The organism is Enterobacter cloacae complex sp. P2B (assembly GCF_014895985.1).
GTDB lineage: Bacteria > Pseudomonadota > Gammaproteobacteria > Enterobacterales > Enterobacteriaceae > Enterobacter > Enterobacter bugandensis.
Genome location: NZ_JADBQQ010000003.1, coordinates 1 through 25651 on the forward strand (window position 1 = coordinate 1; position 25651 = coordinate 25651).

Consider the following 25651-nt stretch of genomic DNA (forward strand, 5'->3'; position numbering starts at 1 on the left):
GTAGTGATTGCAGCGGTCAGGGTAGTTTTACCATGGTCAACGTGGCCGATAGTACCAACGTTGACGTGCGGTTTTGTACGTTCAAATTTTTCTTTAGACACGGCTATATTCCTTACTATAGTGCTCTCCCCTCTGGAGAGAGCACGGGACTTAGGTTTTAATCCTGTGGATTACTTACCACGGGCTTCAATAACGGCCTGAGCAACGTTGTTAGGCGCATCATCATACTTCAGGAATTCCATGGTGTATGATGCACGACCTTTGGTCAGAGAACGCAGCTGAGTTGCATATCCGAACATTTCAGACAGCGGAACTTCAGCGTGGATCTTAACGCCAGTTACTTCGGATTCCTGACCACGCAGCATACCGCGACGACGGCTCAAGTCACCGATAACGTCACCGGTGTTCTCTTCAGGAGTTTCTACTTCAACCTTCATGATTGGCTCAAGCAGAACTGGTTTTGCTTTCTTAAAGCCTTCTTTAAAGGCAATAGACGCAGCCAGTTTAAACGCCAGTTCAGAGGAGTCAACGTCGTGGTAAGAACCGAAGTGCAGACGGATACCCATGTCAACAACCGGATAGCCAGCCAGAGGGCCCGCTTTCAGCTGTTCCTGGATACCTTTATCAACGGCTGGGATGTATTCGCCAGGAATTACACCACCTTTGATGTCGTTGATGAACTCGTAACCTTTCGGGTTAGAGCCCGGCTCCAGTGGGTACATGTCGATCACAACGTGACCGTACTGACCGCGACCACCAGACTGCTTAGCGTGTTTACCTTCAACATCGGTAACTTTCGCGCGAATCGCTTCGCGGTAAGCAACCTGAGGTTTACCCACGTTCGCTTCAACGTTGAATTCACGCTTCATACGGTCAACGATGATGTCCAGGTGCAGTTCACCCATACCAGCGATGATGGTCTGGTTAGATTCTTCATCAGTCCATACGCGGAATGATGGGTCTTCTTTCGCCAGACGGCCCAGAGCCAGACCCATTTTTTCCTGGTCAGCTTTGGTTTTTGGTTCAACCGCGATGGAGATTACCGGCTCAGGGAATTCCATACGCTCCAGAATGATCGGGTGATCCGGGTCACACAGGGTGTCACCAGTGGTCACGTCTTTCAGACCGATAGCTGCAGCGATGTCGCCCGCACGAACTTCTTTGATCTCTTCACGTTTGTTAGCGTGCATCTGTACGATACGGCCAAAACGTTCACGCGCCGCTTTCACGGAGTTCAGGATGGTGTCACCAGAGTTAACCACACCAGAGTAAACGCGGAAGAAGGTCAGGTTACCCACGAATGGGTCGGTAGCAATTTTGAACGCCAGTGCAGAGAACGGCTCGTCATCACTTGCGTGACGCTCAGCCGGAGTATCTTTACCGTCGTCCAGGATGCCGTTGATCGCAGGAACGTCAACCGGGGATGGCAGGTAGTCAACTACCGCATCCAGCATCGCCTGAACACCTTTGTTCTTGAACGCAGAACCACAGGTTACCAGGATGATTTCGTTGTTCAGAACGCGCTGACGCAGAGCTTTTTTGATCTCTTCTTCAGACAGTTCTTCACCACCCAGGTATTTCTCCATCAGCTCTTCAGAAGCTTCAGCAGCGGATTCGATCAGGTTCTGGTGCCATTCGTCAGCCAGGTCCTGCATCTCAGCCGGGATATCTTCGTATTCGAAGGTAACGCCCTGGTCTGCATCGTTCCAGTTGATGGCTTTCATTTTCACCAGGTCGATAACGCCGGTGAAGCCTTCTTCAGCACCAATTGCCAGCTGCAGCGGAACAGGGTTCGCGCCCAGACGGGTTTTGATCTGGCCAACAACTTTCAGGAAGTTAGCACCCATACGGTCCATTTTGTTAACGAACGCGATGCGTGGAACTTTATATTTGTTCGCCTGACGCCATACGGTTTCAGACTGTGGCTGAACACCACCAACTGCGCAATAAACCATTACCGCGCCGTCAAGAACACGCATGGAACGTTCTACTTCGATGGTGAAGTCAACGTGGCCCGGGGTGTCGATGATGTTTACGCGATGCGGTTCGTACTGCTTAGCCATACCTGACCAGAATGCAGTAGTCGCTGCGGAGGTGATGGTAATACCACGCTCCTGCTCCTGTTCCATCCAGTCCATGGTGGCTGCGCCGTCATGAACTTCACCGATTTTATGGTTTACACCGGTGTAGAACAGAATACGTTCGGTAGTAGTGGTCTTACCGGCGTCGATGTGCGCACTGATACCGATGTTACGGTAGCGTGCGATGGGTGTTGTACGAGCCATTTGATTCCTCGTTTGTTTCTTTAGGCGTTCAGTTAAGTTACCCAGAGCGGGCAGCTTCTCTGAAGCGCCCGCCTGGTGACTAATACTCCGAAGGGATTACCAACGGTAGTGTGCGAACGCCTTGTTGGCTTCTGCCATACGGTGAACGTCTTCACGTTTCTTAACTGCAGTACCTTTGTTTTCTGCAGCATCAGAAAGTTCGTTCGCCAGACGCAGAGCCATGGATTTATCACCGCGTTTACGAGCAGCTTCAACGATCCAACGCATTGCCAGGGCATTACGACGAACCGGACGAACTTCAACTGGAACCTGATAAGTAGAACCACCAACGCGGCGGGACTTAACTTCTACAGTTGGGCGAACGTTGTCGAGAGCGACTTCGAAAGCTTCCAGTTCATTTTTACCAGAACGCTGAGCCAGGGTCTCCAGCGCGCTGTATACGATTGCTTCTGCAGTAGATTTTTTACCATCTACCATCAGGATATTTACAAATTTTGCCAGCAGTTCTGATCCGAACTTCGGATCTGGAAGAATTTTACGCTGACCAATGACGCGACGACGTGGCATGGGAATACTCCGTTGTTAATTCAGGATTGTCCAAAACTCTACGAGTTTAGTTTGACATTAAGATAAATCAGTTTGGCCTTACTTAACGGAGAACCATTAAGCCTTAGGACGCTTCACGCCGTACTTGGAGCGAGCCTGCTTACGGTCTTTAACACCTGAGCAGTCCAGCGCACCACGAACGGTGTGGTAACGAACACCCGGAAGGTCTTTAACACGACCGCCACGGATCAGGATCACGGAGTGCTCCTGCAGGTTGTGACCTTCACCACCGATGTATGAAGTCACTTCGAAACCGTTAGTCAAACGCACACGGCATACTTTACGCAGTGCGGAGTTTGGTTTTTTAGGAGTGGTGGTATATACACGAGTACATACGCCACGTTTCTGCGGGCAGGCTTCCAGCGCAGGCACGTTGCTTTTTGCAACTTTGCGTGCACGTGGTTTGCGTACCAGCTGGTTAACTGTTGCCATTAAATAGCTCCTGGTTTTAGCTTTTGCTTCGTAAACACGTAATAAAACGACCTCATACAATATGAGGACGCGAAATTTTAGGGCTACGTCGAAAAGGTGTCAAGAAATATACAGCGATCTCAAATCACCAGTTCATTTGACTGGCGTGCGTCACAGTAAGATTGACGAAATCAGTATAGCCAACCACGTCAATTTTGGCTGAAATTTGACCAGAAAGACCCCGCGCATCCAGATCGTCCTTCAGCGCTGAGACCGTTATGGGGGCATTCGTGAGAATTTCAACGAAACGGCCGCCTTCAAGCGCAGCGAGCACGCCATCCTGAATCAGCAGCAGATCGTCACCTTCGCGTAGCATGCTCAACAGCGTGTCGATATCACATTGCCATGGTGAATGGCTGAGAATATGGAGCATGGAAGCCTCAGAAAGTCAGAATGGTGTCGTAGTGGGAGAGTTGTTCACGGAGTGCTGCGGCAGGTAAGGTCGTCACATCCAGCACAAAAGGCGTCTTATCGCTTAAACCACGCGCCGTTAAAGAGTCGGCACAGACATAGCAGGTTTCGATATCGTAAAGCGGCAGCACTTTAAAGGTGGCGATGTAGTCGCGCGCCAGAATGGCCTGCGGCTGTTGGCCCGCCAGAAGCTGAAGCACGCCGTCCCCCAGAAAGAAGACACCGATATCTTCTGTTAACGCCGATGTCGCAAGCAGCGCATCCAGGCCTTCGCGGCCAGAGGTGCTGCCATGCGGCGCAGAAGTAAAAACAAATGCCACACGCTTCATCAGAATTGCACCACTCTGTCGCAGGTTAACGCCGCCTGAGCCAATGCGCCCAGACCACTCAACGAAAAACCAGGCTGCAGGTTAGCGCCTGATAATCCCAGGCGCTCGGCTTCGGCTGCATCCGTCACGCCGCGACGCAGCGCCGCCGCCACGCAGATATGCAGTTCAACGCCCAGCTTTTCATTTAACGCCTGCCAGGCGCGGACCAGATCAAACTCGTCGCTCGCCGGCGACGTAAACTGGTTCGCGTTATACACCCCTTCCCGATAGAAGAAGACGCTCGCCAGTTCGTGTCCGGCCGCCAGCAGCGCATGCGCAAACTGCAGCGCGCTGCTGGCCTGTTGAGTCCCATACGCCGGGCCCGTCACCATTAATGCAAAACGCATTACTTATCTTGCCCCACGAAATCGCCGCTTTTGAACTGACGGATGTAGAGGTAAACCGTATGCTTGGAGATGTTCAGACGATCGGCCACCTGGTTGATGGCATCTTTAATGTCGAAAATCCCTTTCTCGTAGAGATTGAGTACGATCTGGCGATTCTTGGCGTTGTTCGATACGTTGCGGTCAGCATTGACCTCTTCAATGGTGAACTCAAGCGTCTGCGTGACGAGATCTTCAACGGAGGAGGCAAAGTTAACAGAAGAGCCAACGTCTGGCGTTTCTGGCGGAATAAAGGTGCTCATGATCTGCGAGAATGGCACATCAAGGTTCATGTTGATGCACAGCAGCCCAATCACACGATGCTCGCGATTTCGAATCGCGATGGTTTCTGATTTCATCAGCACGCCGCTTTTGGCGCGGGTGAAATAACATTTTGAGACGCTGCTGTCCGCGCCGGTCATGTCATGCAACATACGCAATGCAAGGTCGGTAATTGGCGAACCAATTTTACGGCCGGTATGCTCACCATTAGCAATGCGGATGGCGGAACACTTAAGATCTTGCAGGGAGTGCAATACGATTTCGCAGTGGGAACCAATGAGCATCGCTAACCCGTCCACTACCGCTTCATAGGATTTCAGAATATCGAAGTCGGTCTGGTCAAAAGGACGTTGATCCAGCAAATCAAGTTCACTGGTTTCGTTGGTTAAAAGCGACCTGGACATGAAAAAAACACTCCTTTTCAGGAGCCTGTCGTTAGGTTTTCAGGGCAGGCTCATTATCTACACGGACAACTAAATTAATACAGCGTGCCTAACGCTTTCCAGTGTTAATTATATCTGCCCCACAATAAAAAACCGCCGCCCAAAAAGGCGGCGGTTTGCATCACATTACTTCTTAGCGTCTGTCGCAGCTTTCTGATCTGCCTGCGCTTCCGGTTTCGCATCCGCTTTCGGCGCTGGTTTGATGTCCAGCAGCTCTACGTCGAAGACCAGCGTGGAGTTAGCCGGGATACCCGGAACGCCAGTTTTGCCATAGGCCAGATCCGGTGGGATAACCAGCTTGATTTTGCCGCCTTTTTTGATGTTTTTCAGGCCTTCAGTCCAGCCTGGGATCACACCGTCAAGACGGAAGGAAAGAGGTTCACCACGGGTGTAAGAGTTGTCGAACTCTTTACCGTCGATCAGCGTACCTTTGTAGTTCACCACAACGGTGTCGCTGTCTTTAGGCGCATCACCGGTACCTTCTTTCTCAACTTTGTACACCAGACCAGTAGAAGAGGTTTTCACACCCTTCTCTTTAGCAAAAGTGTCGCGGTAGGCTTTGCCTTTCGCTTCGTTGTCTTTAGCGTCCGCTTCCATCTTGGTCTGAGCGGCACCCTTCACGCGCGCTTCGAACGCCTGCAGAGTCTGTTCGATTTCCTGGTCAGACAGTTTGCTCTTATCAGCAAAGGCGTCCTGAACACCCGCGATCAGCTGGGCTTTGTCCAGTTTGATGCCCAGTTTCTCTTGTTCTTTCAGAGAGTTTTCCATGTAGCGGCCCAGAGATGCGCCCAGTGCGTAGGCGGATTTCTGGTCGTCATTTTTGAACGCCGCTTTGCTGTCTGCAGTGGCAGCAGGCTTCGCAGCAGTATCAGCAGCGAATGACAGCGGCGCGTTCAGTGCAACAGCCATCGTCGTCGCCAGCAGCGTTACTTTAAACAGTGATTTCATCCATATCTCCAGGGCCTGGGGACTCTCACCCCAGCGTTAAACGTAAATGAGTGACGTACTATAAAACGTTGCGGAAGAAATCTACAGACAGACACTTCCAATTCTCGCCACTTTTCAGACTATTTTTGTTTAAATAAGTTTCTTGCCAACGGGATAGAGACTGCACTTAAGGATAAACTCAGTTAAACTGCGCCGCCGCTGGGCCAATATGGCGTATCAGATATAAACGAGGTGAATGATGAAGGACACAATGATAGAAGCGAGAATGGCTGAGCTGGAAAGCCGCCTGGCTTTTCAGGACATCACCATCGAAGAGCTTAACCAGACCGTGACCGCGCACGAACTCGAAATGGCGAAACTACGGGATCATATGCGCCTGCTGACGGAAAAGCTGAAGGCGACGCAGCCGTCAAATATTGCCTCTCAGTCGGAAGAGACGCCACCACCTCATTATTGAGGCGTAAAAAAAGCGGGATTATCCCGCTTTTTTATTTTCCGCATGACGGAATTAGTGGCAACCGCAGCCGCCGTTGCCGCAACCACCTTTACCGTGGCCGTGGTCATGACCATGGTCGTGGCCGTGACCACCGCAGCAGCCGTCGTGGCCGTGATCGTGATCATGGTCGTGACCATGCGCACCGTGAACGTGGCCATGAGCCAGCTCTTCTTCGGTCGCTTCACGGATCGCAACAACTTCTACGTTGAACTTCAGGTTCTGGCCAGCCAGCATGTGGTTGCCGTCAACCACAACGTGGTCGTCTTCAACTTCAGTGATTTCAACAGGAACCGGACCCTGGTCAGTTTCAGCCAGGAAGCGCATGCCAACCTGCAGCTCGTCAACGCCCATGAACACGTCTTTAGGAACGCGCTGAACCAGGTTGTCGTCATACTGACCGTAAGCGTCGTTCGCGCCTACAGCAACGTCGAATTTATCGCCAACTTCATGACCTTCCAGCGCAGTTTCCAGGCCGGAAATCAGGGAACCGTGACCATGCAGGTAGTCCAGCGGCGCACTCACCGGAGACTCATCAACCAACACACCGTCTTCTGTACGTACCTGATAGGCCAGGCTGACCACCAGGTCTTTTGCTACTTTCATGATATCTCCTGAGCGTGGGAAAATTGCTGGCGCAGATTGTAGCGGAAATCTGCACCCGTGTACCCTTAAGCTTAAAAAAACTCAGAGCATATCGCTAGTCTGGATGAAAAATGCCGATCACTTGCTCTTCTTTGCGAACGTGATCGCGTGCTTCTTTGTCAGCCTCACGCATCTGGTGACCGCACTTAACGCACTCAACTATATCAATATTATTTTCGCGCCACATGGCCAGCGTATCTTGAGCCTGGCAAGACGGGCACTTTGCACCCGCGATAAAGCGTTTACGTACAGCCATCTTTCGTTACCTTTTATTCAAATTCATCCCAGCCGTCGAGCTGGCGTCGTTCCTGCTGCATCTCTCGCTGAAAGATCTCCTCCAGCTCGCGCCGCGCTTCCCGCACGCGGGAGATCTGAGCGGTATCGGTATGCACAGGCATTAATTCGCGCAGCATGCGCATATCCAGCCGGCGGAAGTGCATCTGGGCGCGCTGCGCCTGGTGAGGATGCATCCCCAGGGAGATTAACGCCTTGCGCCCCAGTTCCAGCGCACTGGAGAACGTCTCACGGGAGAAGTGTTTCACACCTGCCTGCAACAATTCGTGAGCTTCAACACGCCCCCGGGCACGCGCCAGAATATTCAGGTGCGGGAAGTGCTGCTGACATAGCTCCACCAGCTTCATCGTATCTTCCGGATCGTTGCAGGTGATGACGATAGACTCCGCGGCTTCCGCCCCGGCCGAGCGCAGAAGCTCAAGCTGAGTGGCATCGCCGTAATAGACCTTGTAGCCATATTTGCGCATCAGGTTGACCGCGCTGATATCGCGCTCCAGCACCGTAATGCGCATTTTGTTCGCCATCAACAGGCGGCCAATCACCTGCCCGAAGCGGCCGAAGCCCACGACGATCACCTGCGGCTTATCGTCTTCTACCCACGGCGCTTCATCTTCATCGTCTGCCGGATTCAGGCGGCGCGACAGCAGTTTATCCACCATCTTCATCAGCAGAGGCGTGGTCATCATCGACAGCGTTACCGTCACCAGCAGCAGCGCCATCTGGTCATCTTTAAACAGCTTCTGGGAGGAGGCGGTGGAGAACAGCACAAACGCAAACTCACCACCCTGGCTCAACACGCTGGCAAACTGCATGCGTTCAGAACTGCGCAACCCGTAGATACGTGCCATGACGTACAGCACAAGCATTTTCACCGCCACCAGGATCGCAACACTCACCGCAACCCAGAGCAGATGGGTATAAAGCACGCCAAGATTGAGCGCCATTCCCACCGAAATAAAGAACAGGCCTAACAGCAGCCCTTTGAAGGGATCGATGGCAATTTCCAGTTCGTGCCGATATTCACTCTCCGCCAGCAGCACGCCGGCAATAAAGGTGCCCAGCGCCATCGACAGCCCCAGCGCGTCCATAAACAGCGCCGAGCCGAGCACCAGCAGCAGCGTCGCGGCGGTAAACACCTCGCGCACGCCCGAGGCGGCAATAAAGCGGAACACCGGACGTAACAGGAAACGACCGCCAATCAGCATGCCCGCGAAGGCCAGCACCTTCATGGAAATTTTTGCCCAGTCGAAGTGATCGTCGCCCGAGCCCGCCAGCAGCGGCACCAGCGCCAGCGCCGGGATCACCGCTAAATCCTGGAACAGCAGCACCGAAAAGCCCAGCTGTCCGGCCTCATTGCGGTTCATCCCCTTGTCGCGCATCAGCTGCAGCGCCATCGCCGTCGACGACATTGCGAGACCAATCCCGCCAATCACCGCCGCCTGCCAGGAAAAGTTGGTCAGCATTAACAGGCCAGCCAGAATCGCGGCGCTAAACAGCACCTGCGCGGCGCCCACGCCAAAGATAGAGCGTCGAAGCTGCCACAGCTTCGAGGGGTTCAGTTCGAGGCCGATGATGAACATCAGGAACACCACGCCGAGCTCCGAGAAGTGGAGAATTTCATCCACGTCGCTGATGAAACCCAGTCCCCATGGGCCAATGGCGATCCCCGCAAGCAAATACCCCAGCACCGCCCCGATACCGATACGCGCAGCAAGCGGCACCGCGACGACGGCGGCAAATAAAAACAGCACGCCGGCGAGGAGTAAATTCGATCCTTCCATTAACGACCTCCTGCCGGAATCGGTGATGCCAGCCATTCACCGTAGGCTCTGGCGTGGCTTGCCAGCGCTTTCGGGTCCTGACGCCGCGCCCAGTAAACAATAATCGGGCTCATCCAGTGCATGCGGCACATGGCCGCCGTCAGCTCGAACGGCCTCAGGATGTCGCTCATGGGGTAGCGGTTCAGTCCGTCGTGACGGTAAGCGCTTTCCGGCTCACCGGTGGTAATGACGCTCCGCCAGTACTTTCCCGCCAGCTGGTTGCCCCCCACCCCGCTGGAAAAGCCCCGGCTCAGCACGCGGTCCAGCCACTCTTTCAGCAGCGCCGGACAGCTGTAGGTATAAAGCGGATGCTGGAACACAATCACGTCGTGCTGACGCAGCAGTTCCTGCTCGTAAGGAATATCGATAAAGAAATCAGGATAGTGCGCGTAGAGATCGTGCACCGTGACGTTACTGAGCTGTGTGGCCGGCTTAAGCAGCACCCGGTTCGCCACCGAGTCCTGAGATTCCGGATGGGCATACAGCAGCAGCACTTTCGCTGTCTGAGACATCACTCCCCTCCCGGTTCTGTTTTTGTGTATTGTTGTCGTTTTGGGCTACCATGGCGGCCCGGTGGGGAAAATGGCCCACACCTTACATTATCATAATGACAAATTAACATAGTCGGAACATACGGCGCTTCTATGATTGTTTTCTCCTCGTTACAAATTCGTCGCGGCGTGCGCGTCCTGCTGGATAACGCCACTGCTACCATCAACCCGGGCCAGAAAGTGGGTCTGGTCGGCAAAAACGGCTGCGGTAAATCCACCCTGCTGGCGCTGCTGAAAAACGAGATTAGCGCGGATGGCGGTAACTTTACCTTCCCGGGGAACTGGCAGCTCGCGTGGGTAAACCAGGAGACGCCAGCCCTGAGCGAACCGGCGCTCGACTATGTTATCGACGGCGATCGCGAATACCGTAAGCTCGAAGCGGAACTCAACGCGGCCAACGAGCGCAACGACGGTCACGCCATCGCTACCGTTCACGGCAAGCTGGACGCCATCGACGCGTGGACCATTCGCTCCCGCGCCTCCAGCCTGCTGCACGGCCTGGGCTTCAGCAATGAACAGCTTGAACGCCCGGTCAGCGACTTCTCCGGCGGCTGGCGCATGCGCCTCAACCTGGCGCAGGCGCTGATCTGCCGCTCAGACCTGCTCCTGCTCGATGAACCGACCAACCACCTCGATCTCGATGCGGTTATTTGGCTGGAGAAGTGGCTCAAGAGCTATCAGGGCACTCTGATTCTCATCTCCCACGACCGCGACTTCCTCGATCCGGTGGTGGATAAAATCATTCATATCGAACAGCAAACCATGTTCGAGTACACCGGCAACTACAGCTCTTTCGAGCGCCAGCGCGCGACGCGCCTTGCCCAGCAGCAGTCGATGTATGAAAGCCAACAGCAGCGCGTGGCGCACCTGCAGAGCTTCGTGGATCGCTTCAAAGCTAAAGCGTCAAAAGCCAAGCAGGCCCAGAGCCGCATCAAGATGCTGGAACGCATGGAGATGATTGCCCCGGCGCACGTGGACAACCCGTTCCACTTCAGCTTCCGCGCGCCGGAAAGCCTGCCGAACCCGCTTCTGAAGATGGAAAAGGTCAGCGCGGGTTATGGGGATCGCATCATCCTCGACTCTATCAAGCTTAACCTGGTGCCGGGTTCGCGCATTGGCCTGCTGGGGCGCAACGGCGCCGGTAAATCAACATTAATTAAGCTGCTCGCGGGCGAGCTTAACCCAACCAGCGGTGAAATCGGCCTGGCGAAGGGCATTAAGCTTGGCTATTTCGCCCAGCATCAGCTGGAATTTTTACGCGCGGATGAATCCCCGATTCAGCATCTGGCGCGTCTTGCGCCGCAGGAAATGGAGCAGAAGCTGCGCGACTACCTCGGCGGCTTCGGCTTCCAGGGCGATAAGGTGACCGAAAACACCGAGCGTTTCTCGGGCGGCGAAAAAGCCCGTCTGGTGCTGGCGCTGATCGTCTGGCAGAAACCCAACCTGCTGCTGCTCGATGAACCGACCAACCACCTGGATCTCGACATGCGTCAGGCGCTGACCGAAGCGCTGATTGAGTTCGAAGGCGCACTGGTTGTCGTGTCGCACGATCGCCACCTGATCCGCTCCACCACCGACGATCTCTACCTGGTACACGGCGGCAAAGTCGAACCGTTCGACGGCGATCTGGAAGACTACCAGCAGTGGCTGACGGACGTACAAAAGCAGGAAAACCAGCCGGAAGAGTCAGCGAAAGACAACGTCAACAGCGCACAGTCGCGAAAAGACCAGAAGCGCCGCGAAGCGGAACTGCGCACCCAGACCCAGCCGCTGCGTAAAGAGATTGCCCGTCTTGAAAAAGAGATGGAAAAGCTCAACGCCACGCTTGCCGCCGTCGAAGAGAAGCTGGGCGACAGCGACCTGTACGATCAGAGCCGTAAAGCGGAGCTAACGGATTGTCTGCAAACGCAGGCGAAAGCTAAATCCAGCCTCGAAGAGTGCGAAATGGCATGGCTGGATGCCCAGGAACAGCTGGAAGCGATGCTGCAGGCAGACTGAATTTTTACCCCGTTGTGCGAACGGAATCTATCTCTGGTTCGGAAATCCAGGCTAAACGGGGTACAATTCGGAAGGTATAGTGAATTTCTGACAAGAATCAGCATCGTCCTTATGACCCAAATCATTCCATCAGACTTCGACATTACAGCCGAAGACAGCACCGAGTTCGTGCCCATGCGCGGCGTGACCAACTGCCATTTGCAGACCATGCTGCCGCGGCTGATCCGCCGCAAGGTCCAGTTCACTCCGCACTGGCAACGGCTCGATCTGCCGGACGGTGATTTTCTGGATCTCGCCTGGAGCGAAGCGCCGGAACAGGCTCTTCATAAGCCGCGTCTGGTGGTTTTTCACGGTTTAGAAGGCAGCCTGCACAGTCCGTATGCGCATGGGTTAATTGAGGCCGCCAAAGCGCGCGGCTGGCTCGGCGTGGTGATGCATTTTCGCGGCTGTAGCGGCGAGCCGAATCGTCAGAAACGCATTTATCACTCGGGTGAAACCGAAGATGGCACGTGGTTTCTGCACTGGCTGCGGGAAAACTATGGCGCCGCGCCAACGGCCGCCGTGGGCTACTCGCTGGGCGGTAATATGCTCGCCTGTCTGCTGGCCAAAGAGGGCGACAGCGTACCGCTGAATGCAGCAGTGATTGTCTCCGCACCGTTTATGCTGGAGCAGTGCAGCTACCACATGGAAAAAGGCTTTTCTCGCGTCTATCAGCGCTATCTGCTCAACCTGCTGAAAGCCAACGCGGCGCGAAAGCTAAAGGCCTATCCGGATACCCTGCCGGTAAGCCTGCGCCAGCTGAAAAAGGTACGCTGCATCCGCGAATTCGACGATCTGATCACCGCCAAAATTCACGGCTTCGCTGATGCTATCGACTATTACCGACAGTGCAGCGCCATGCCGCTGCTCAGCAAAATCACGCAGCCGACGCTGATTATTCACGCCAAAGATGACCCGTTCATGGATCATCACTCAATTCCCGCGCAGGAATTCCTGCCTGACAACGTTCACTACCAGCTGACCGAACATGGTGGCCACGTGGGGTTCATCGGCGGCACGCTGCGCAGGCCGAAAATGTGGCTGGAAGCGCGCATTCCTGACTGGCTGACTCCTTATCTGGATGGTGCAAAATGATCATTCCCTGGCAGGATCTGGCTCCCGAAACGCTCGATAATCTGATTGAAAGCTTTGTATTACGCGAAGGCACCGATTATGGTGAACATGAGCGTTCGCTTGAGCAAAAGGTCAACGATGTAAAACGCCAGCTTAAAAGCGGCGACGTGGTGCTGGTGTGGTCAGAACTGCATGAGACGGTCAATATCATGCCCCGCAACGCGTTTCACGGCTGATCTTCCAACCTTTTCCGTCAGGGAGTTGCTATGTCTGCCAGACATCCCATTATTGCCGTTACGGGGTCGAGTGGTGCGGGAACCACCACCACCAGCCTCGCTTTTCGCAAGATTTTCGCCCAGCTGAATCTCCGTTCTGCGGAGGTCGAAGGCGACAGCTTTCACCGCTATACGCGGCCTGAGATGGACATGGCGATCCGCAAGGCGCGCGATCTGGGTAAACACATCAGCTACTTTGGCCCGGAAGCCAATGATTTCGGCCTGCTGGAGCAAACCTTCCGCGAATACGGTCAGAGCGGTACCGGGCAGTCCCGTAAGTATCTGCACACCTACGACGAAGCCGTACCCTGGAACCAGGTGCCGGGCACCTTTACCCCCTGGCAACCGCTGCCGGAACCCACCGACGTGCTGTTTTATGAAGGATTGCACGGCGGCGTTGTTACGCCTCAGCACGACGTGGCGCGCCATGTGGATCTGCTGGTCGGGGTGGTGCCGATCGTTAACCTGGAGTGGATCCAGAAGCTGACGCGCGACATGAGCGAGCGCGGCCATTCGCGCGAGGCGGTAATGGACTCGGTGGTGCGCTCCATGGAAGATTACATCAACTATCTCACGCCGCAGTTCTCCCGCACGCACATTAACTTCCAGCGCGTGCCGACCGTGGACACTTCCAATCCGTTCGCGGCGAAAAGCATCCCGTCGCTGGATGAGAGCTTTGTGGTGATCCACTTCCGCAATCTTGAAGGCATTGATTACCCCTGGCTGCTGGCGATGCTGCAGGGCTCGTTTATTTCCCACATGAATACGTTAGTGGTTCCCGGTGGAAAAATGGGGCTGGCAATGGAGCTGATCATGACGCCGCTGGTGGAGCGACTGATGGAAGGGAAGCAGATCGCGTGAACATGTTCCCTCTCCCCGTGGGAGAGGGTTAGGGTGAGGGCATCAACACGCACGATGCCCCAATAATTAAGCCTCGATCACTTCATACGAATGGGTAATTTTTACCGCTTTCTCCAGCATTAACGCCACAGAGCAGTATTTCTCCGCAGAGAGATCCACCGCGCGTGAGACCGCCGCGTCTTTCAGTTCTTTCCCGGTGACAACAAAGTGCAGATTAATGTGGGTAAACAGGCGTGGCGCCTCTTCGCGACGCTCTGAGGTGAGTTTAACCTCGCAATCCGTCACGTCATGACGGCCTTTTTGCAGAATCGACACCACGTCGATCGCGCTGCATCCGCCTGCCGCCATCAGCACCATTTCCATTGGGCTTGGAGCTTTATCGCCGGAGTTACCATCCATCAAAATCTGGTGTCCTGATGCGGACTCGCCCAGGAACGTTAAACCTTCAACCCACTTCACGCGCGCTTGCATATTCATTAACTCCAACGTTGCATTTTTGGTGACAGATTACGCGTGCGTTACATTTCTCGCAATGGAAGGCGACCTGCATCATGCTGAAGCGAGACACCAGGAGACACGCGGCAAAAGCTATGCTAAAACACTCAGGATGCTACAGTAATACATTGACGTTACACATGTATGCAGAGGACATCAAACTTTACTGGCTGCGAAACGTTACGACAGCCGACTTCCCAGGGTATGGGTAAGAATTCGATTGCAACCCCAGAGTCCGGATGCATCTGATGACTCTGGTGACAGCTTATAACAGAGGATAACAGCGCATGGTGCTTGGCAAACCGCAAACAGACCCGACTCTCGAATGGTTCTTGTCTCATTGCCACATTCATAAGTACCCATCGAAGAGCACGCTGATTCACCAGGGTGAAAAAGCGGAAACCTTGTATTACATCGTCAAAGGCTCGGTGGCAGTGCTGATCAAAGATGAGGAAGGCAAAGAGATGATCCTTTCCTATCTGAACCAGGGCGATTTTATCGGTGAACTGGGCCTGTTTGAAGAAGGCCAGGAACGTAGCGCCTGGGTTCGTGCAAAGACAGCATGTGAAGTGGCTGAAATTTCTTATAAGAAATTCCGTCAGCTGATTCAGGTTAACCCTGACATCCTGATGCGTCTTTCTTCCCAGATGGCGCGCCGTCTGCAGGTGACGTCAGAGAAAGTGGGTAACCTCGCCTTCCTGGACGTGACTGGCCGTATCGCGCAGACTCTGCTGAACCTGGCGAAACAGCCAGACGCGATGACCCACCCGGACGGCATGCAAATTAAAATTACCCGTCAGGAAATCGGTCAGATCGTCGGTTGCTCCCGCGAAACGGTGGGCCGTATTCTGAAAATGCTGGAAGATCAAAACCTGATCTCCGCCCACGGTAAAACCATCGTGGTTTACGGAACCCGTTAATCCTGCCTAAACGGCGTGCCATCGCGAGGTGTCACGCCGTTTTTGTCTCTATTCCCCATGTGGCGCAGGCTGATCTATCACCCGGAAGTTAACTACGCACTACGACAAACGCTGGTGCTGTGTCTTCCCGTGGCCGTGGGCCTGATCCTGGGACATCTTCAGCAGGGCCTGCTGTTTTCTCTCGTCCCCGCCTGCTGCAACATTGCCGGTCTGGACACGCCCCATAAACGCTTTTTCAAACGTCTGATAATTGGCGGCTCGCTGTTTGCTGGCTGTAGCCTCGCGGTGCAGCTTCTGCTGGCTCGTGATATTCCCCTGCCGCTGATCCTGACCGTGCTGGCGATGACCCTCGGCGTCACCGCCGAAATCAGCTCGCTCCATGCCCGTCTGCTTCCCGCGTCACTCATTGCGGCCATCTTCACCCTGAGCCTCGCCGGTAATATGCCCGTGTGGGAGCCGCTGTTGATCTACGCCCTCGGCACGCTGTGGTACGGGCTGTTTAACTGGTTCTGGTTCTGGCTGTGGCGGGAGCAGCCGCTGCGCGAATCTCTGAGCCTGCTCTACGTGCAGCTTGCGGATTACTGTGAAGCCAAATACACCCTGCTCACCCAGCATACGGATCCGGAGAAATCCTTACCGCCGTTGCTGACGCGCCAGCAAAAGGTGGTAGACCTGATAAGCCAGTGCTATCAGCAGCTGCATATGCTCGCCGCCAACAAGAACCACGAATATAAACGGCTGTTGCGCACCTTTCAGGTGGGGCTGGATCTTCAGGAGCATATCTCCGTTAGCCTTCACCACCCGCAGGAGGTGCAAAAGCTGGTTGAGCGCAGCCATGCCGAAGCGGTGATCCGCTGGAACGCGCAGACCGTCTCCGCGCGCCTGCGGGTGCTGGCCGATGATATTCTCTACCACCGCTACCCCACGCGCTTTAACATGGACAAACAGCTCGGCGCGCTGGAGAAAATTGCCCGTCAGCACCCGGATAACCCGGTCGGCCAGTTTGCCGCCTGGCACTTCAGCCGCATCGCCCGCGTGCTGCGCACCCAGCGCCCGCTTTATTCCCGTGACCTGATGGCGGATAAACAGAAACGTCTGCCGCTGCTGCCGGCGCTGAGAAGCTACCTGTCTCTGAAATCTTCCGCTCTGCGCAACGCTGCAAGGATTAGCGTCATGCTCAGTATCGCCAGCCTGATGGGCATGGCGCTCCACCTGCCGAAACCATACTGGATCTTAATGACCGTGCTGTTTGTTACCCAGAACGGCTATGGCGCCACGCGGGTGCGCATTCTGCACCGGGCAGGCGGCACGATGGCGGGGCTGATTATTGCGGGCGTGACGCTGCATTTTCACGTGCCCGAGGGCTATACCCTGGCAGGGATGCTGGTGGTCACCCTGGTAAGCTATCTAATCATTCGCAAAAACTACGGCTGGGCGATGGTGGGCTTTACGGTGACGGCGGTATATACCCTTCAGCTGCTGACGCTTAACGGCGAACAGTTCATCGTTGCCCGCCTGATCGACACGCTGATTGGCTGCCTGATCGCCTTTGGCGGCATGGTCTGGCTGTGGCCGCAGTGGCAGAGCGGGCTGCTGAGGCAGAACGCCCACGACGCGCTGGAGGCCGATCAGCAGGCCATTCGTCTGATCCTGAGCGACGATCCGCAGCCCTCCCCGCTGGCGTATCAGCGGATGAAGGTCAACCAGGCGCACAACGCTCTGTTTAACTCGCTCAACCAGGCGATGCAGGAGCCGGGCTTTAACTCACACTATCTTGCCGATATGAAGCTGTGGGTCACGCACAGCCAGTTTATCGTTGAGCACATCAATGCCATGACCACGCTGGCGCGCGAGCACACCATGCTGACGCCGGATCTGGCGCAGCGCTATTTGCAGTCGTGTGAAATTGCGTTGCAGCGGTGTCAGCAGCGTCTGGAGTATGACGCGCCGGGTGAGTCGGGGGATTCGAACATTCTGGAGGCACCGGAGACGCTGACCCACGGGCCGATGAGCACCCTGGAGCAGCATTTGCAGCGCGTGCTGGGACATCTGAACACCATGCACACCATTTCGTCGGTGGCATGGCGTCAGCGCCCGCATCACGGCATTTGGTTAACGCGGCGGTTAAAGCGAACCGAGTATTAGTCTTTTACGATCTTCTCGACCGCCGCGGCAAAGCGGGTTAACCCGTCGTCAATATCTTTCTCTTCCACCACCAGCGACGGCGCAAAGCGCATCACGTCAGGCCCGGCATTTAGCACCATCACCCCTTCGTGGGCGGCTGCGTGCAGGAAATCGCGCGCGCGGCCTTTGTACTGCGGCTTAAGCTCCGCACCAATCAGCAGCCCCATGCCGCGGATCTCGCTGAAGACGTCGTACTTATTGTTAATCTGCTGGAGATGCTGCACAAACAGCTCGCGCTTCGCGCTAACGCCGTTCAGCACCTCTGGCGTGTTGATGATGTCGAACGCGGCACCCGCCACGGCGCTCGCCAGCGGGTTACCGCCGTAGGTCGAGCCGTGAGACCCGACGTGGAACGCAGAGGCAATCTCCTGCGTCGTCAGTACCGCACTCACCGGAAAACCGCCGCCGAGCGCTTTGGCGCTGGTCAGAATATCCGGCGTGACGCCGTAGTGCATGTAGGCAAACAGCTCTCCGGTACGCCCCATCCCGCACTGCACTTCATCAAACACCAGTAGCGCCTGATGTTCGTCGCACAGTTCGCGCAGCCCTTTCAGGAATTCCGGGGTTGCCGCGGTCACGCCGCCTTCGCCCTGAATCGGCTCCACCACCACCGCGCAGGTGTGGTCGTCCATCACCGCTTTCACCGCGTGCAGATCGTTAAACGGCACGTGGATAATGTCGGCTGGTTTCGGACCAAAGCCGTCGGAATACTTCGGCTGGCCGCCAACGGAGACGGTAAAGAAAGAGCGTCCGTGGAAGGCGTTATGGAAGGCGATGATTTTAGTTTTGTACGGGCTGTGGCGCGTGGTAGCGTAGTAGCGCGCCAGCTTAAAGGCGGTTTCGTTAGCTTCGGTGCCGGAGTTCATAAACAGCACGCGCTCGGCAAACGTGGCATCAATGATCTTGCGGCCCAGGCGCAGCGCAGGTTCGTTGGTGAACACGTTGCTGGTGTGCCACAGGGTTTCGCCCTGGGTTTTCAGCGCGTCCACCAGCGCAGGATGGCAGTGGCCCAGCGCCGTGACCGCAATACCGCCCGCGAAATCCACATACTCCTTGCCCTGCTGATCCCAGACGCGGCTGCCTTTCCCCTTCACCGGGATAAATTCAGCCGGTGCATAAATCGGCAGAATCACTTCATCGAATGTCGCGCGGGTAATTGCTGGTTGTTCAGTTGCCATGTCATGCCCATCCATTTTATGTCACATTCATTGTGAAAATATAATCACAAAATATGCATAAAAACTCACAACAAGGCAACAGATATTCAGCGATTGAGGAAATTTGCCAGCAGTGCGTGCCCCTGCTCGCTGAGGATACTTTCAGGGTGGAACTGGACGCCTTCGAGATCCCACTCGCGGTGGTGAATCCCCATGATCTCCTGCGTATCGCTCCAGGCGGTCACGTCAAAGCAGTCGGGCAGCGTCGGTGGGTCAATCACCAGCGAATGGTAGCGCGTCACGGTTAGCGGGTTATTGAGCCCTGTGAATACGCCCGTGCCGGTGTGGGTGACCGGCGAGGTTTTGCCGTGCATCACTTTCGCGGCACGCACGATGGTAGCCCCAAATGCCTGGGCAATCGCCTGATGACCGAGACAGACGCCCAGGATCGGCAGCCTGCCGGCATAGTGGTGAATAACCTCCAGAGAAATGCCCGATTCCGATGGCGTACACGGCCCCGGCGAAATGACGATTTTCTGCGGAGCCAGCGTCTCAATATCAGACAGGCTGAGTTCGTCGTTGCGGCGGACAACCACCTCTGCACCCAGTTCACAAAAATACTGGTAAAGGTTCCAGGTGAAGGAATCGTAGTTATCAATCAGCAGAATCATGGCGGCTCCCGAAAAAAATGCCGCCCTATTCTACTCAGATTCCCGCGCTTCGCTCACTACTTTGGCAAAGATAGCGCTCAGCGCGGTCAAATCGCCCGTGGCACCGCTTCGGTTCGCCGCCACCCACTGCTCGGGATCAATATCCCGCCAGTCCAGCGCGTAATTCGCGTGGATGGCCAGCTGCTCAAAGAAGACGCGCTGAGCAATGCCATTACCGCGCATAAAGGGATGCAGCATGTTGATTTCACAGTAGTAATGGCTCACTTTTTCAACAAACGCCGCTTTTTCAAGACCCACGAGATACTTATCACTTTCCAGCGCTGCCATCAGTTCGTTACCCATCGTCTCGATGTACTCAAAATGGCAGAAGGGAATGTCACCCTTAAAGATATCGTCGGTACGGAATTCGCCTGCCTGCTTCATCTCTCTGTGATACAGATGGCGATGAATGAGGCACAGATGCGGTAGCCCGGGCGCTGAAGGCCCAAGCTCCAGCGTCTCAATGCCGGGCTCTGAAGGACCATTACCTTTTTCAAGGAGACAACTGGCCTGAAAATTGACGTTACGCTGTTGCTCCCAGAGACGGGATTTTTGCTTATCGGTGAGTTTTTTCACTTAACGCCTCCCTGAATAGTCCGTTTGCCACAAGTATAAGCAGCAAAACGCGCTTTCGCAGGGAGGGGTCACAACACGGGCGAGGATCGCCCGTGCCAAAGAGGATTACGGCAGAACTTTTGCAGAGATGATAACGACAGGTTTAGACGGCACATTCTGGTATGGACCGACATCGTGGGTCTGAACCTGAGAGATTTTGTCCGCCACGTCCATCCCTTTCACAATTTTACCGAAGACCGCATAGCCGAAGTCGCGCTGGCCGTGGTCGAGGAAAGCGTTATCCGCCACGTTGAGGAAGAACTGGCTGGTGGCGCTGTCTTTATCCGCCGTGCGCGCCATGGAGATGGTGCCGCGCTTGTTCAGCAGGCCGTTGTCCGCTTCGTTTTTGATGGGTGGGTTAGGCTGTTTCTGCTGCATCTGCTCGTTGAAGCCGCCGCCCTGAATCATGAAGCCAGGGATCACGCGGTGGAAGGTGGTGTTGTTATAGAAACCACTGTTCACATAGTCGAGGAAGTTTTTCACAGAAACCGGAGCTTTCTGGCTATTTAGTTCCAGCTCAATGTTCCCGGCAGAGGTGGTCAGCAGAACGTGAGGGTCCCCTTTGGCTGCCAGCGCAGCAGGGGAAACGGCAGAAAGAGCAAACACAGCTGCGACAGCCGCCAGTGTTGATTTGAGCATGAGAATTCCTTAACAAAGCGCAGTATAAAAAGCGAATGGCTTGATTCTAAAGAGCAGTATGAACCGAGACCAGCCTTTTACCTAATTTTACGAAATTGAAACAATTATTACTGCGCAAACGATTGGTTATACCGCCATTTAGTGTGACTTAGATCACACTAAAACCTGCAATGGCATATTCATTTCCCTTAAAAGATAGGAATAGATCACTTTAGCGACTAAAATCTGCCCGCTCTCAGCGCCCTCCCGGCGCTTTTCTTTTTCTGAACAGGCCAGACATGACTAACAGCAATCGCATCAAGCTCACATGGATAAGCTTCTTCTCCTACGCCCTGACCGGCGCGTTGGTGATCGTCACCGGGATGGTGATGGGAAATATCGCAGACTACTTCCAGCTGCCCGTTTCCAGCATGAGTAACACCTTCACCTTCCTCAACGCGGGGATCCTGATCTCAATCTTCCTGAATGCCTGGCTGATGGAAATCGTCCCGCTGAAAACCCAGCTGCGCTTCGGCTTCGTGCTGATGGTTGCCGCCGTGGCGGGCCTGATGTTGAGCCACAGCATCGCCCTGTTCTCCGCCGCCATGTTCGTGCTGGGCCTGGTCAGCGGGATCACGATGTCGATCGGTACGTTCCTTATTACGCACATGTATGAAGGCCGCCAGCGCGGCGCGCGCCTGCTGTTTACCGACTCCTTCTTCAGCATGGCCGGGATGATTTTCCCGATGGTCGCCGCGTATCTGCTCGCGCGCAGTATTGAATGGTACTGGGTATACGCCTGTATCGGTCTGGTCTATGTCGCGATCTTCATTCTGACCTTCGGCTGTGACTTCCCGGTGCTGGGCAAAAAAGCGCAGACCACCTCAGAGCCGGTGGCGAAGGAAAAATGGGGTATCGGCGTGCTGTTCCTCTCCATTGCCGCCCTGTGCTACATCCTCGGTCAGTTGGGCTTTATCTCGTGGGTACCTGAATACGCCAAAGGTCTGGGCATGAGCCTGAACGACGCGGGCAAACTGGTGAGCGATTTCTGGATGTCTTACATGTTCGGCATGTGGGCCTTTAGCTTCATCCTGCGCTTCTTCGACCTGCAACGTATTCTGACCGTCCTGGCGGGTCTGGCGACCGTGCTGATGTATCTGTTCATCAACGGTTCCCCGGAGCATATGCCATGGTTCATCCTGACCCTGGGCTTCTTCTCCAGCGCGATTTACACCTCAATCATCACCCTGGGCTCCCTGCAGACCAAAGTGGCTTCGCCAAAACTGGTGAACTTCGTGCTGACCTGCGGCACCATCGGCACCATGCTGACCTTCGTGGTCACGGGCCCGATTGTGGCGCACAGCGGCCCGCTGGCCGCGCTGCACACCGCTAACGGTCTGTATGCCGTGGTGTTTATCATGTGTTTCATTCTGGGCTTCGTGACCCGTCACCGCCAGCACAATACGGCAACGGCTACCCACTAATCGTCAAAACCCCTTTGCGTTCTGCAAAGGGGTTTTACCCTGCTTACCCGCTCTGACTGCCGATTCGTAAAAACCCCGTCAAATTTGTGCGAAAAACAAGCAAGCACAAAAATCAAACATTATCCGTTACTTATAAAAAACCTGACAAATCATAGATATACCCACTAAGGGGTAGGTGAAGGCGTATTTGATTTGCATCAATAAGTGTCCCTGCTGAATCGTTAAGGTAGGCAGTAATAGAAAAGAAATCGAGGCAAAAATGAGCAAAGTCAGACTCGCTATCATCGGTAACGGCATGGTCGGCCACCGCTTTATTGAGGATCTTCTCGATAAAGCCGATGCTGACCAGTTCGATATTACCGTGTTCTGTGAAGAACCCCGCAAGGCGTACGACCGTGTGCACTTGTCTTCCTACTTCTCTCACCATACCGCCGAAGAGCTCTCTCTGGTGCGCGAAGGTTTCTACGAGAAGCATGGCGTAAAAGTGCTGGTGGGCGAACGCGCTATCACCATCAACCGTCAGGAGAAAGTGATCCACTCCAGCGCCGGGCGTACGGTTTTTTACGATAAGCTGATCATGGCGACTGGCTCGTATCCGTGGATCCCGCCGATTAAAGGGTCGGAAACCCAGGATTGCTTCGTTTACCGTACCATTGAAGACCTCAACGCCATTGAATCCTGCGCACGTCGAAGCAAACGCGGTGCGGTTGTTGGCGGTGGCCTGCTGGGCCTGGAAGCGGCAGGCGCGCTGAAAAACCTCGGCGTTGAAACCCACGTTATCGAATTTGCCCCGATGCTGATGGCGGAACAGCTGGACCACATGGGCGGCGACCAGCTGCGTCGTAAAATCGAAAGCATGGGTGTGAAGGTTCACACCAGCAAGAACACCAAAGAGATCGTGCAGGAAGGCACAGAAGCGCGTAAAACCATGCGCTTTGCCGACGGCAGCGAGCTGGAAGTGGACTTCATCGTCTTCTCCACCGGTATTCGTCCGCGCGACAAGCTCGCCACGCAGTGCGGCCTGGCCGTAGCCCAGCGCGGCGGGATCATGATTAACGATACCTGCCAGACCTCCGATCCGGATATCTACGCCATTGGCGAGTGCGCCAGCTGGAATAACCGGGTATACGGTCTGGTGGCACCAGGATACAAAATGGCGCAGGTCGCCGTGGACCATATCCTCGGCAGCGAAAACGCCTTCACCGGCGCAGACATGAGCGCCAAGCTGAAGCTGCTGGGCGTGGACGTAGGCGGTATCGGCGATGCCCATGGCCGCACCCCGAACTCCCGCAGCTACGTCTATCTGGACGAAAGCAAAGAGGTCTACAAACGCCTTATCGTCAGCCAGGACAACAAAACCCTGCTCGGTGCGGTGCTGGTGGGCGATACCAGCGACTTCGGTAACCTGCTCCAGCTGGTGCTGAACGCGATTGAACTGCCGGAAAACCCGGACGCGCTGATCCTGCCGGCGCACGCATCCAGCGGTAAACCATCTATCGGCGTAGATAAACTGCCGGACAGCGCGCAGATTTGCTCCTGCTTCGACGTCACCAAAGGCATGCTGATCTCCGCCATCAACAAAGGCTGCCACACCGTTGCGGCGCTGAAGGCCGAAACCAAAGCCGGTACCGGCTGCGGCGGCTGTATTCCACTGGTGACTCAGGTGCTGAACGCTGAACTGGCGAAACAGGGCATCGAAGTGAACAACAACCTGTGCGAGCACTTCGCCTACTCTCGCCAGGAGCTGTACCATCTGATCCGCGTGGAAGGCATCAAGTCCTTCGACGAACTGCTGGAGAAACACGGCCAGGGTTACGGCTGTGAAGTGTGTAAACCGACCGTCGGCTCCCTGCTGGCGTCCTGCTGGAATGAGTACGTGCTCAAACCAGAACACACGCCGCTGCAGGACACCAACGATAACTTCCTGGCGAACATCCAGAAAGACGGTACTTACTCCGTCATTCCGCGTTCCGCCGGTGGCGAAATCACCCCGGAAGGGCTGGTCGCCGTGGGCCGTATCGCCCGTGAATTTAATCTGTACACCAAAATCACCGGTTCCCAGCGTATCGGCCTGTTTGGCGCGCAGAAGGATGACCTGCCGGAAATCTGGCGTCAGTTGATTGAAGCGGGCTTCGAAACCGGTCACGCGTATGCCAAAGCGCTGCGTATGGCGAAAACCTGCGTGGGCAGCACCTGGTGCCGCTACGGCGTGGGCGACAGCGTGGGATTCGGCGTCGAGCTGGAAAACCGCTACAAAGGCATCCGTACCCCGCACAAAATGAAGTTCGGCGTCTCCGGCTGTACCCGTGAATGTGCGGAAGCGCAGGGTAAAGACGTAGGGATCATCGCCACCGAGAAAGGCTGGAACCTGTACGTGTGCGGCAATGGCGGGATGAAACCACGCCACGCCGACCTGCTGGCGGCGGATCTCGATCGCGACACGCTGATCCAGTATCTCGACCGCTTCATGATGTTCTACATCCGTACCGCCGATAAGCTGACCCGTACCGCTTCCTGGCTGGATAATCTCGAAGGCGGTATCGACTACCTGAAGTCGGTCATCATTGATGACAAGCTGGGTCTGAACGAACAGCTGGAATCCGAGATGGCTCGCCTGCGCGAGGCGGTGATCTGCGAGTGGACCGAAACCGTCAACACCCCGGCGGCGCAGACGCGCTTCAAACACTTTATCAACAGCACCCAGCGCGACCCGAACGTGCAGGTAGTGCCGGAGCGCGAACAGCATCGTCCTGCAACCCCGTATGAACGCATTCCGGTGATGCTGGTGGAGGAAAACGCATGAGCCAGTGGGTAAACATCTGCAACATTAACGACATTCTGCCAGCAACCGGCGTCTGTGCTTTGCTGTGTAACGAGCAGGTAGCTATTTTCCGCCCTCGCCACGATGAACAGGTCTTTGCCATCAGCAATATCGATCCGTTCTTTGAGGCCAGCGTGCTCTCCCGCGGTCTGATTGCTGAACATCAAGGTGAGCTGTGGGTCGCCAGCCCGCTGAAAAAGCAGCGTTTCCGCTTAACCGACGGGCACTGCATGGAAGATGAAAGCTTCTCGGTGAAGCACTACGACGCCCGCGTGAAGGACGGCAAGGTGCAGCTCAAAGCGTAACCCTCCGCCTTTCCAATAGGAAAGGCTTATGACCCCTTATGGGTAACGGCAGGAAAAACCGTATGTTCTGTACGATTCCTGCTGTTATCCTGACG

General features: G+C 55.2%; 28 protein-coding genes. 10 read left to right on the top strand and 18 right to left on the bottom strand.

The genetic code is table 11. The features are described 5' to 3' along the window. The 9 genes from IM313_RS01940 to fkpA all read right to left on the bottom strand — a co-directional run. Nucleotides 1-101 (bottom strand): GTP-binding protein (locus IM313_RS01940; RefSeq protein ID WP_029364778.1); only part of this gene is annotated, 101 nt, incomplete at its 3' end. Between the two features lie 69 nt (nt 102-170). Then, on the bottom strand, nt 171-2285 hold the full coding sequence (gene fusA / locus IM313_RS01945) for an elongation factor G (protein ID WP_028014637.1): 2115 nt from the start codon (nt 2283-2285) through the stop codon (nt 171-173). A gap of 96 nt (nt 2286-2381) precedes the next feature. Continuing rightward, nucleotides 2382-2852: a 30S ribosomal protein S7 gene (rpsG, locus tag IM313_RS01950; protein WP_003861706.1), complete on the bottom strand. Its 471-nt coding sequence runs from the start codon at nt 2850-2852 to the stop codon at nt 2382-2384. 96 nt (nt 2853-2948) lie between these two features. Continuing rightward, the gene (gene rpsL, locus IM313_RS01955) at nt 2949-3323 is read right to left on the bottom strand and encodes a 30S ribosomal protein S12 (RefSeq protein WP_000246815.1); all 375 of its coding nucleotides are present in this window, start codon (nt 3321-3323) and stop codon (nt 2949-2951) included. Nucleotides 3324-3447: 124 nt separating this feature from the next. Further along, entirely contained in the window at nt 3448-3735 is a 288-nt protein-coding gene (tusB, locus tag IM313_RS01960) for a sulfurtransferase complex subunit TusB (RefSeq protein WP_041911943.1), read from the bottom strand. Nucleotides 3736-3742: 7 nt separating this feature from the next. Continuing rightward, on the bottom strand, nt 3743-4102 hold the full coding sequence (gene tusC, locus IM313_RS01965) for a sulfurtransferase complex subunit TusC (protein ID WP_028014639.1): 360 nt from the start codon (nt 4100-4102) through the stop codon (nt 3743-3745). Next, a complete protein-coding gene (gene tusD, locus IM313_RS01970) occupies nt 4102-4488 on the bottom strand; it encodes a sulfurtransferase complex subunit TusD (protein ID WP_192971927.1) in 387 nt (128 codons plus the stop codon). The genes tusC and tusD overlap by 1 nt, the downstream gene beginning before the upstream one ends. Next, entirely contained in the window at nt 4488-5210 is a 723-nt protein-coding gene (locus IM313_RS01975; RefSeq protein ID WP_014885489.1) for a transcriptional regulator, read from the bottom strand. The genes tusD and IM313_RS01975 overlap by 1 nt, the downstream gene beginning before the upstream one ends. Nucleotides 5211-5375: 165 nt before the next feature. Beyond that, complete coding sequence (gene fkpA / locus IM313_RS01980; protein WP_023331457.1) at nt 5376-6197, bottom strand: FKBP-type peptidyl-prolyl cis-trans isomerase; 822 nt, start codon at nt 6195-6197, stop codon at nt 5376-5378. 238 nt (nt 6198-6435) lie between these two features. On the opposite strand from fkpA, the gene IM313_RS01985 reads away from it, so the two are divergent. Next, nucleotides 6436-6654 carry a protein SlyX gene (locus IM313_RS01985; RefSeq protein WP_028014642.1) on the top strand — a complete coding sequence of 73 codons (219 nt, stop codon included), beginning with the start codon at nt 6436-6438 and terminating at the stop codon, nt 6652-6654. 51 nt (nt 6655-6705) lie between these two features. Here the strand turns inward: IM313_RS01985 and slyD are convergent, their stop codons facing one another. From slyD to kefG, 4 genes are all read right to left on the bottom strand, one after another. Then, entirely contained in the window at nt 6706-7296 is a 591-nt protein-coding gene (gene slyD, locus IM313_RS01990) for a peptidylprolyl isomerase (RefSeq protein WP_003861691.1), read from the bottom strand. A 94-nt stretch (nt 7297-7390) separates the two neighbouring features. After that, nucleotides 7391-7591: a YheV family putative zinc ribbon protein gene (locus IM313_RS01995; protein WP_003861689.1), complete on the bottom strand. Its 201-nt coding sequence runs from the start codon at nt 7589-7591 to the stop codon at nt 7391-7393. A 13-nt stretch (nt 7592-7604) separates the two neighbouring features. Continuing rightward, nucleotides 7605-9410: a glutathione-regulated potassium-efflux system protein KefB gene (gene kefB, locus IM313_RS02000; protein WP_047362518.1), complete on the bottom strand. Its 1806-nt coding sequence runs from the start codon at nt 9408-9410 to the stop codon at nt 7605-7607. Further along, complete coding sequence (gene kefG, locus IM313_RS02005) at nt 9410-9961, bottom strand: glutathione-regulated potassium-efflux system ancillary protein KefG (RefSeq protein ID WP_006812200.1); 552 nt, start codon at nt 9959-9961, stop codon at nt 9410-9412. The genes kefB and kefG overlap by 1 nt, the downstream gene beginning before the upstream one ends. Before the next feature lie 132 nt (nt 9962-10093). Between kefG and IM313_RS02010 the strand changes: the two genes are divergently transcribed. The 4 genes from IM313_RS02010 (at nt 10094) to IM313_RS02025 (ending at nt 14247) form a co-directional block, all read left to right on the top strand. Beyond that, nucleotides 10094-11998 (top strand): ABC transporter ATP-binding protein, encoded by a 1905-nt coding sequence (locus IM313_RS02010; RefSeq protein WP_192971928.1) that lies wholly within the window; start codon nt 10094-10096, stop codon nt 11996-11998. A gap of 111 nt (nt 11999-12109) precedes the next feature. Continuing rightward, entirely contained in the window at nt 12110-13132 is a 1023-nt protein-coding gene (locus IM313_RS02015; RefSeq protein ID WP_045259342.1) for a hydrolase, read from the top strand. Further along, nucleotides 13129-13347 carry a YheU family protein gene (locus tag IM313_RS02020; RefSeq protein WP_013099053.1) on the top strand — a complete coding sequence of 73 codons (219 nt, stop codon included), beginning with the start codon at nt 13129-13131 and terminating at the stop codon, nt 13345-13347. Before IM313_RS02015 ends, IM313_RS02020 begins: the two co-directional genes overlap by 4 nt. Nucleotides 13348-13377: 30 nt before the next feature. Continuing rightward, a complete protein-coding gene (locus IM313_RS02025) occupies nt 13378-14247 on the top strand; it encodes a phosphoribulokinase (protein ID WP_028014646.1) in 870 nt (289 codons plus the stop codon). A 66-nt stretch (nt 14248-14313) separates the two neighbouring features. On the opposite strand, the gene IM313_RS02030 is transcribed toward IM313_RS02025, so the two are convergent. Further along, nucleotides 14314-14718 (bottom strand): OsmC family protein, encoded by a 405-nt coding sequence (locus IM313_RS02030; protein WP_008503018.1) that lies wholly within the window; start codon nt 14716-14718, stop codon nt 14314-14316. A 311-nt stretch (nt 14719-15029) separates the two neighbouring features. On the opposite strand from IM313_RS02030, the gene crp reads away from it, so the two are divergent. Continuing rightward, the gene (crp, locus tag IM313_RS02035) at nt 15030-15662 is read left to right on the top strand and encodes a cAMP-activated global transcriptional regulator CRP (RefSeq protein WP_000242758.1); all 633 of its coding nucleotides are present in this window, start codon (nt 15030-15032) and stop codon (nt 15660-15662) included. 57 nt (nt 15663-15719) lie between these two features. Next, a complete protein-coding gene (locus IM313_RS02040; RefSeq protein WP_059357226.1) occupies nt 15720-17807 on the top strand; it encodes a YccS/YhfK family putative transporter in 2088 nt (695 codons plus the stop codon). Here the strand turns inward: IM313_RS02040 and IM313_RS02045 are convergent. The 4 genes from IM313_RS02045 to ppiA all read right to left on the bottom strand — a co-directional run bounded on the left by IM313_RS02045 (nt 17804) and on the right by ppiA (nt 20967). Continuing rightward, nucleotides 17804-19024 carry an aspartate aminotransferase family protein gene (locus IM313_RS02045; RefSeq protein ID WP_192831205.1) on the bottom strand — a complete coding sequence of 407 codons (1221 nt, stop codon included), beginning with the start codon at nt 19022-19024 and terminating at the stop codon, nt 17804-17806. The genes IM313_RS02040 and IM313_RS02045 overlap by 4 nt on opposite strands. An 86-nt stretch (nt 19025-19110) precedes the next feature. Further along, the gene (gene pabA, locus IM313_RS02050) at nt 19111-19674 is read right to left on the bottom strand and encodes an aminodeoxychorismate synthase component 2 (RefSeq protein WP_182035562.1); all 564 of its coding nucleotides are present in this window, start codon (nt 19672-19674) and stop codon (nt 19111-19113) included. A gap of 30 nt (nt 19675-19704) precedes the next feature. Then, entirely contained in the window at nt 19705-20289 is a 585-nt protein-coding gene (locus IM313_RS02055; RefSeq protein ID WP_028014650.1) for a putative adenosine monophosphate-protein transferase Fic, read from the bottom strand. A gap of 105 nt (nt 20290-20394) precedes the next feature. Further along, nucleotides 20395-20967, bottom strand: coding sequence for a peptidylprolyl isomerase A (gene ppiA / locus IM313_RS02060; RefSeq protein WP_041911929.1), 573 nt, complete (start codon nt 20965-20967; stop codon nt 20395-20397). 278 nt (nt 20968-21245) lie between these two features. Between ppiA and tsgA the strand changes: the two genes are divergently transcribed. From tsgA to nirD, 3 genes are all read left to right on the top strand, one after another. Next, on the top strand, nt 21246-22430 hold the full coding sequence (gene tsgA, locus IM313_RS02065; RefSeq protein WP_028014652.1) for an MFS transporter TsgA: 1185 nt from the start codon (nt 21246-21248) through the stop codon (nt 22428-22430). A gap of 259 nt (nt 22431-22689) precedes the next feature. Next, nucleotides 22690-25233 (top strand): nitrite reductase large subunit NirB, encoded by a 2544-nt coding sequence (gene nirB / locus IM313_RS02070; protein ID WP_028014653.1) that lies wholly within the window; start codon nt 22690-22692, stop codon nt 25231-25233. After that, the gene (nirD, locus tag IM313_RS02075; protein ID WP_192971929.1) at nt 25230-25556 is read left to right on the top strand and encodes a nitrite reductase small subunit NirD; all 327 of its coding nucleotides are present in this window, start codon (nt 25230-25232) and stop codon (nt 25554-25556) included. The genes nirB and nirD overlap by 4 nt, the downstream gene beginning before the upstream one ends. Nucleotides 25557-25651 lie beyond the last annotated feature (95 nt).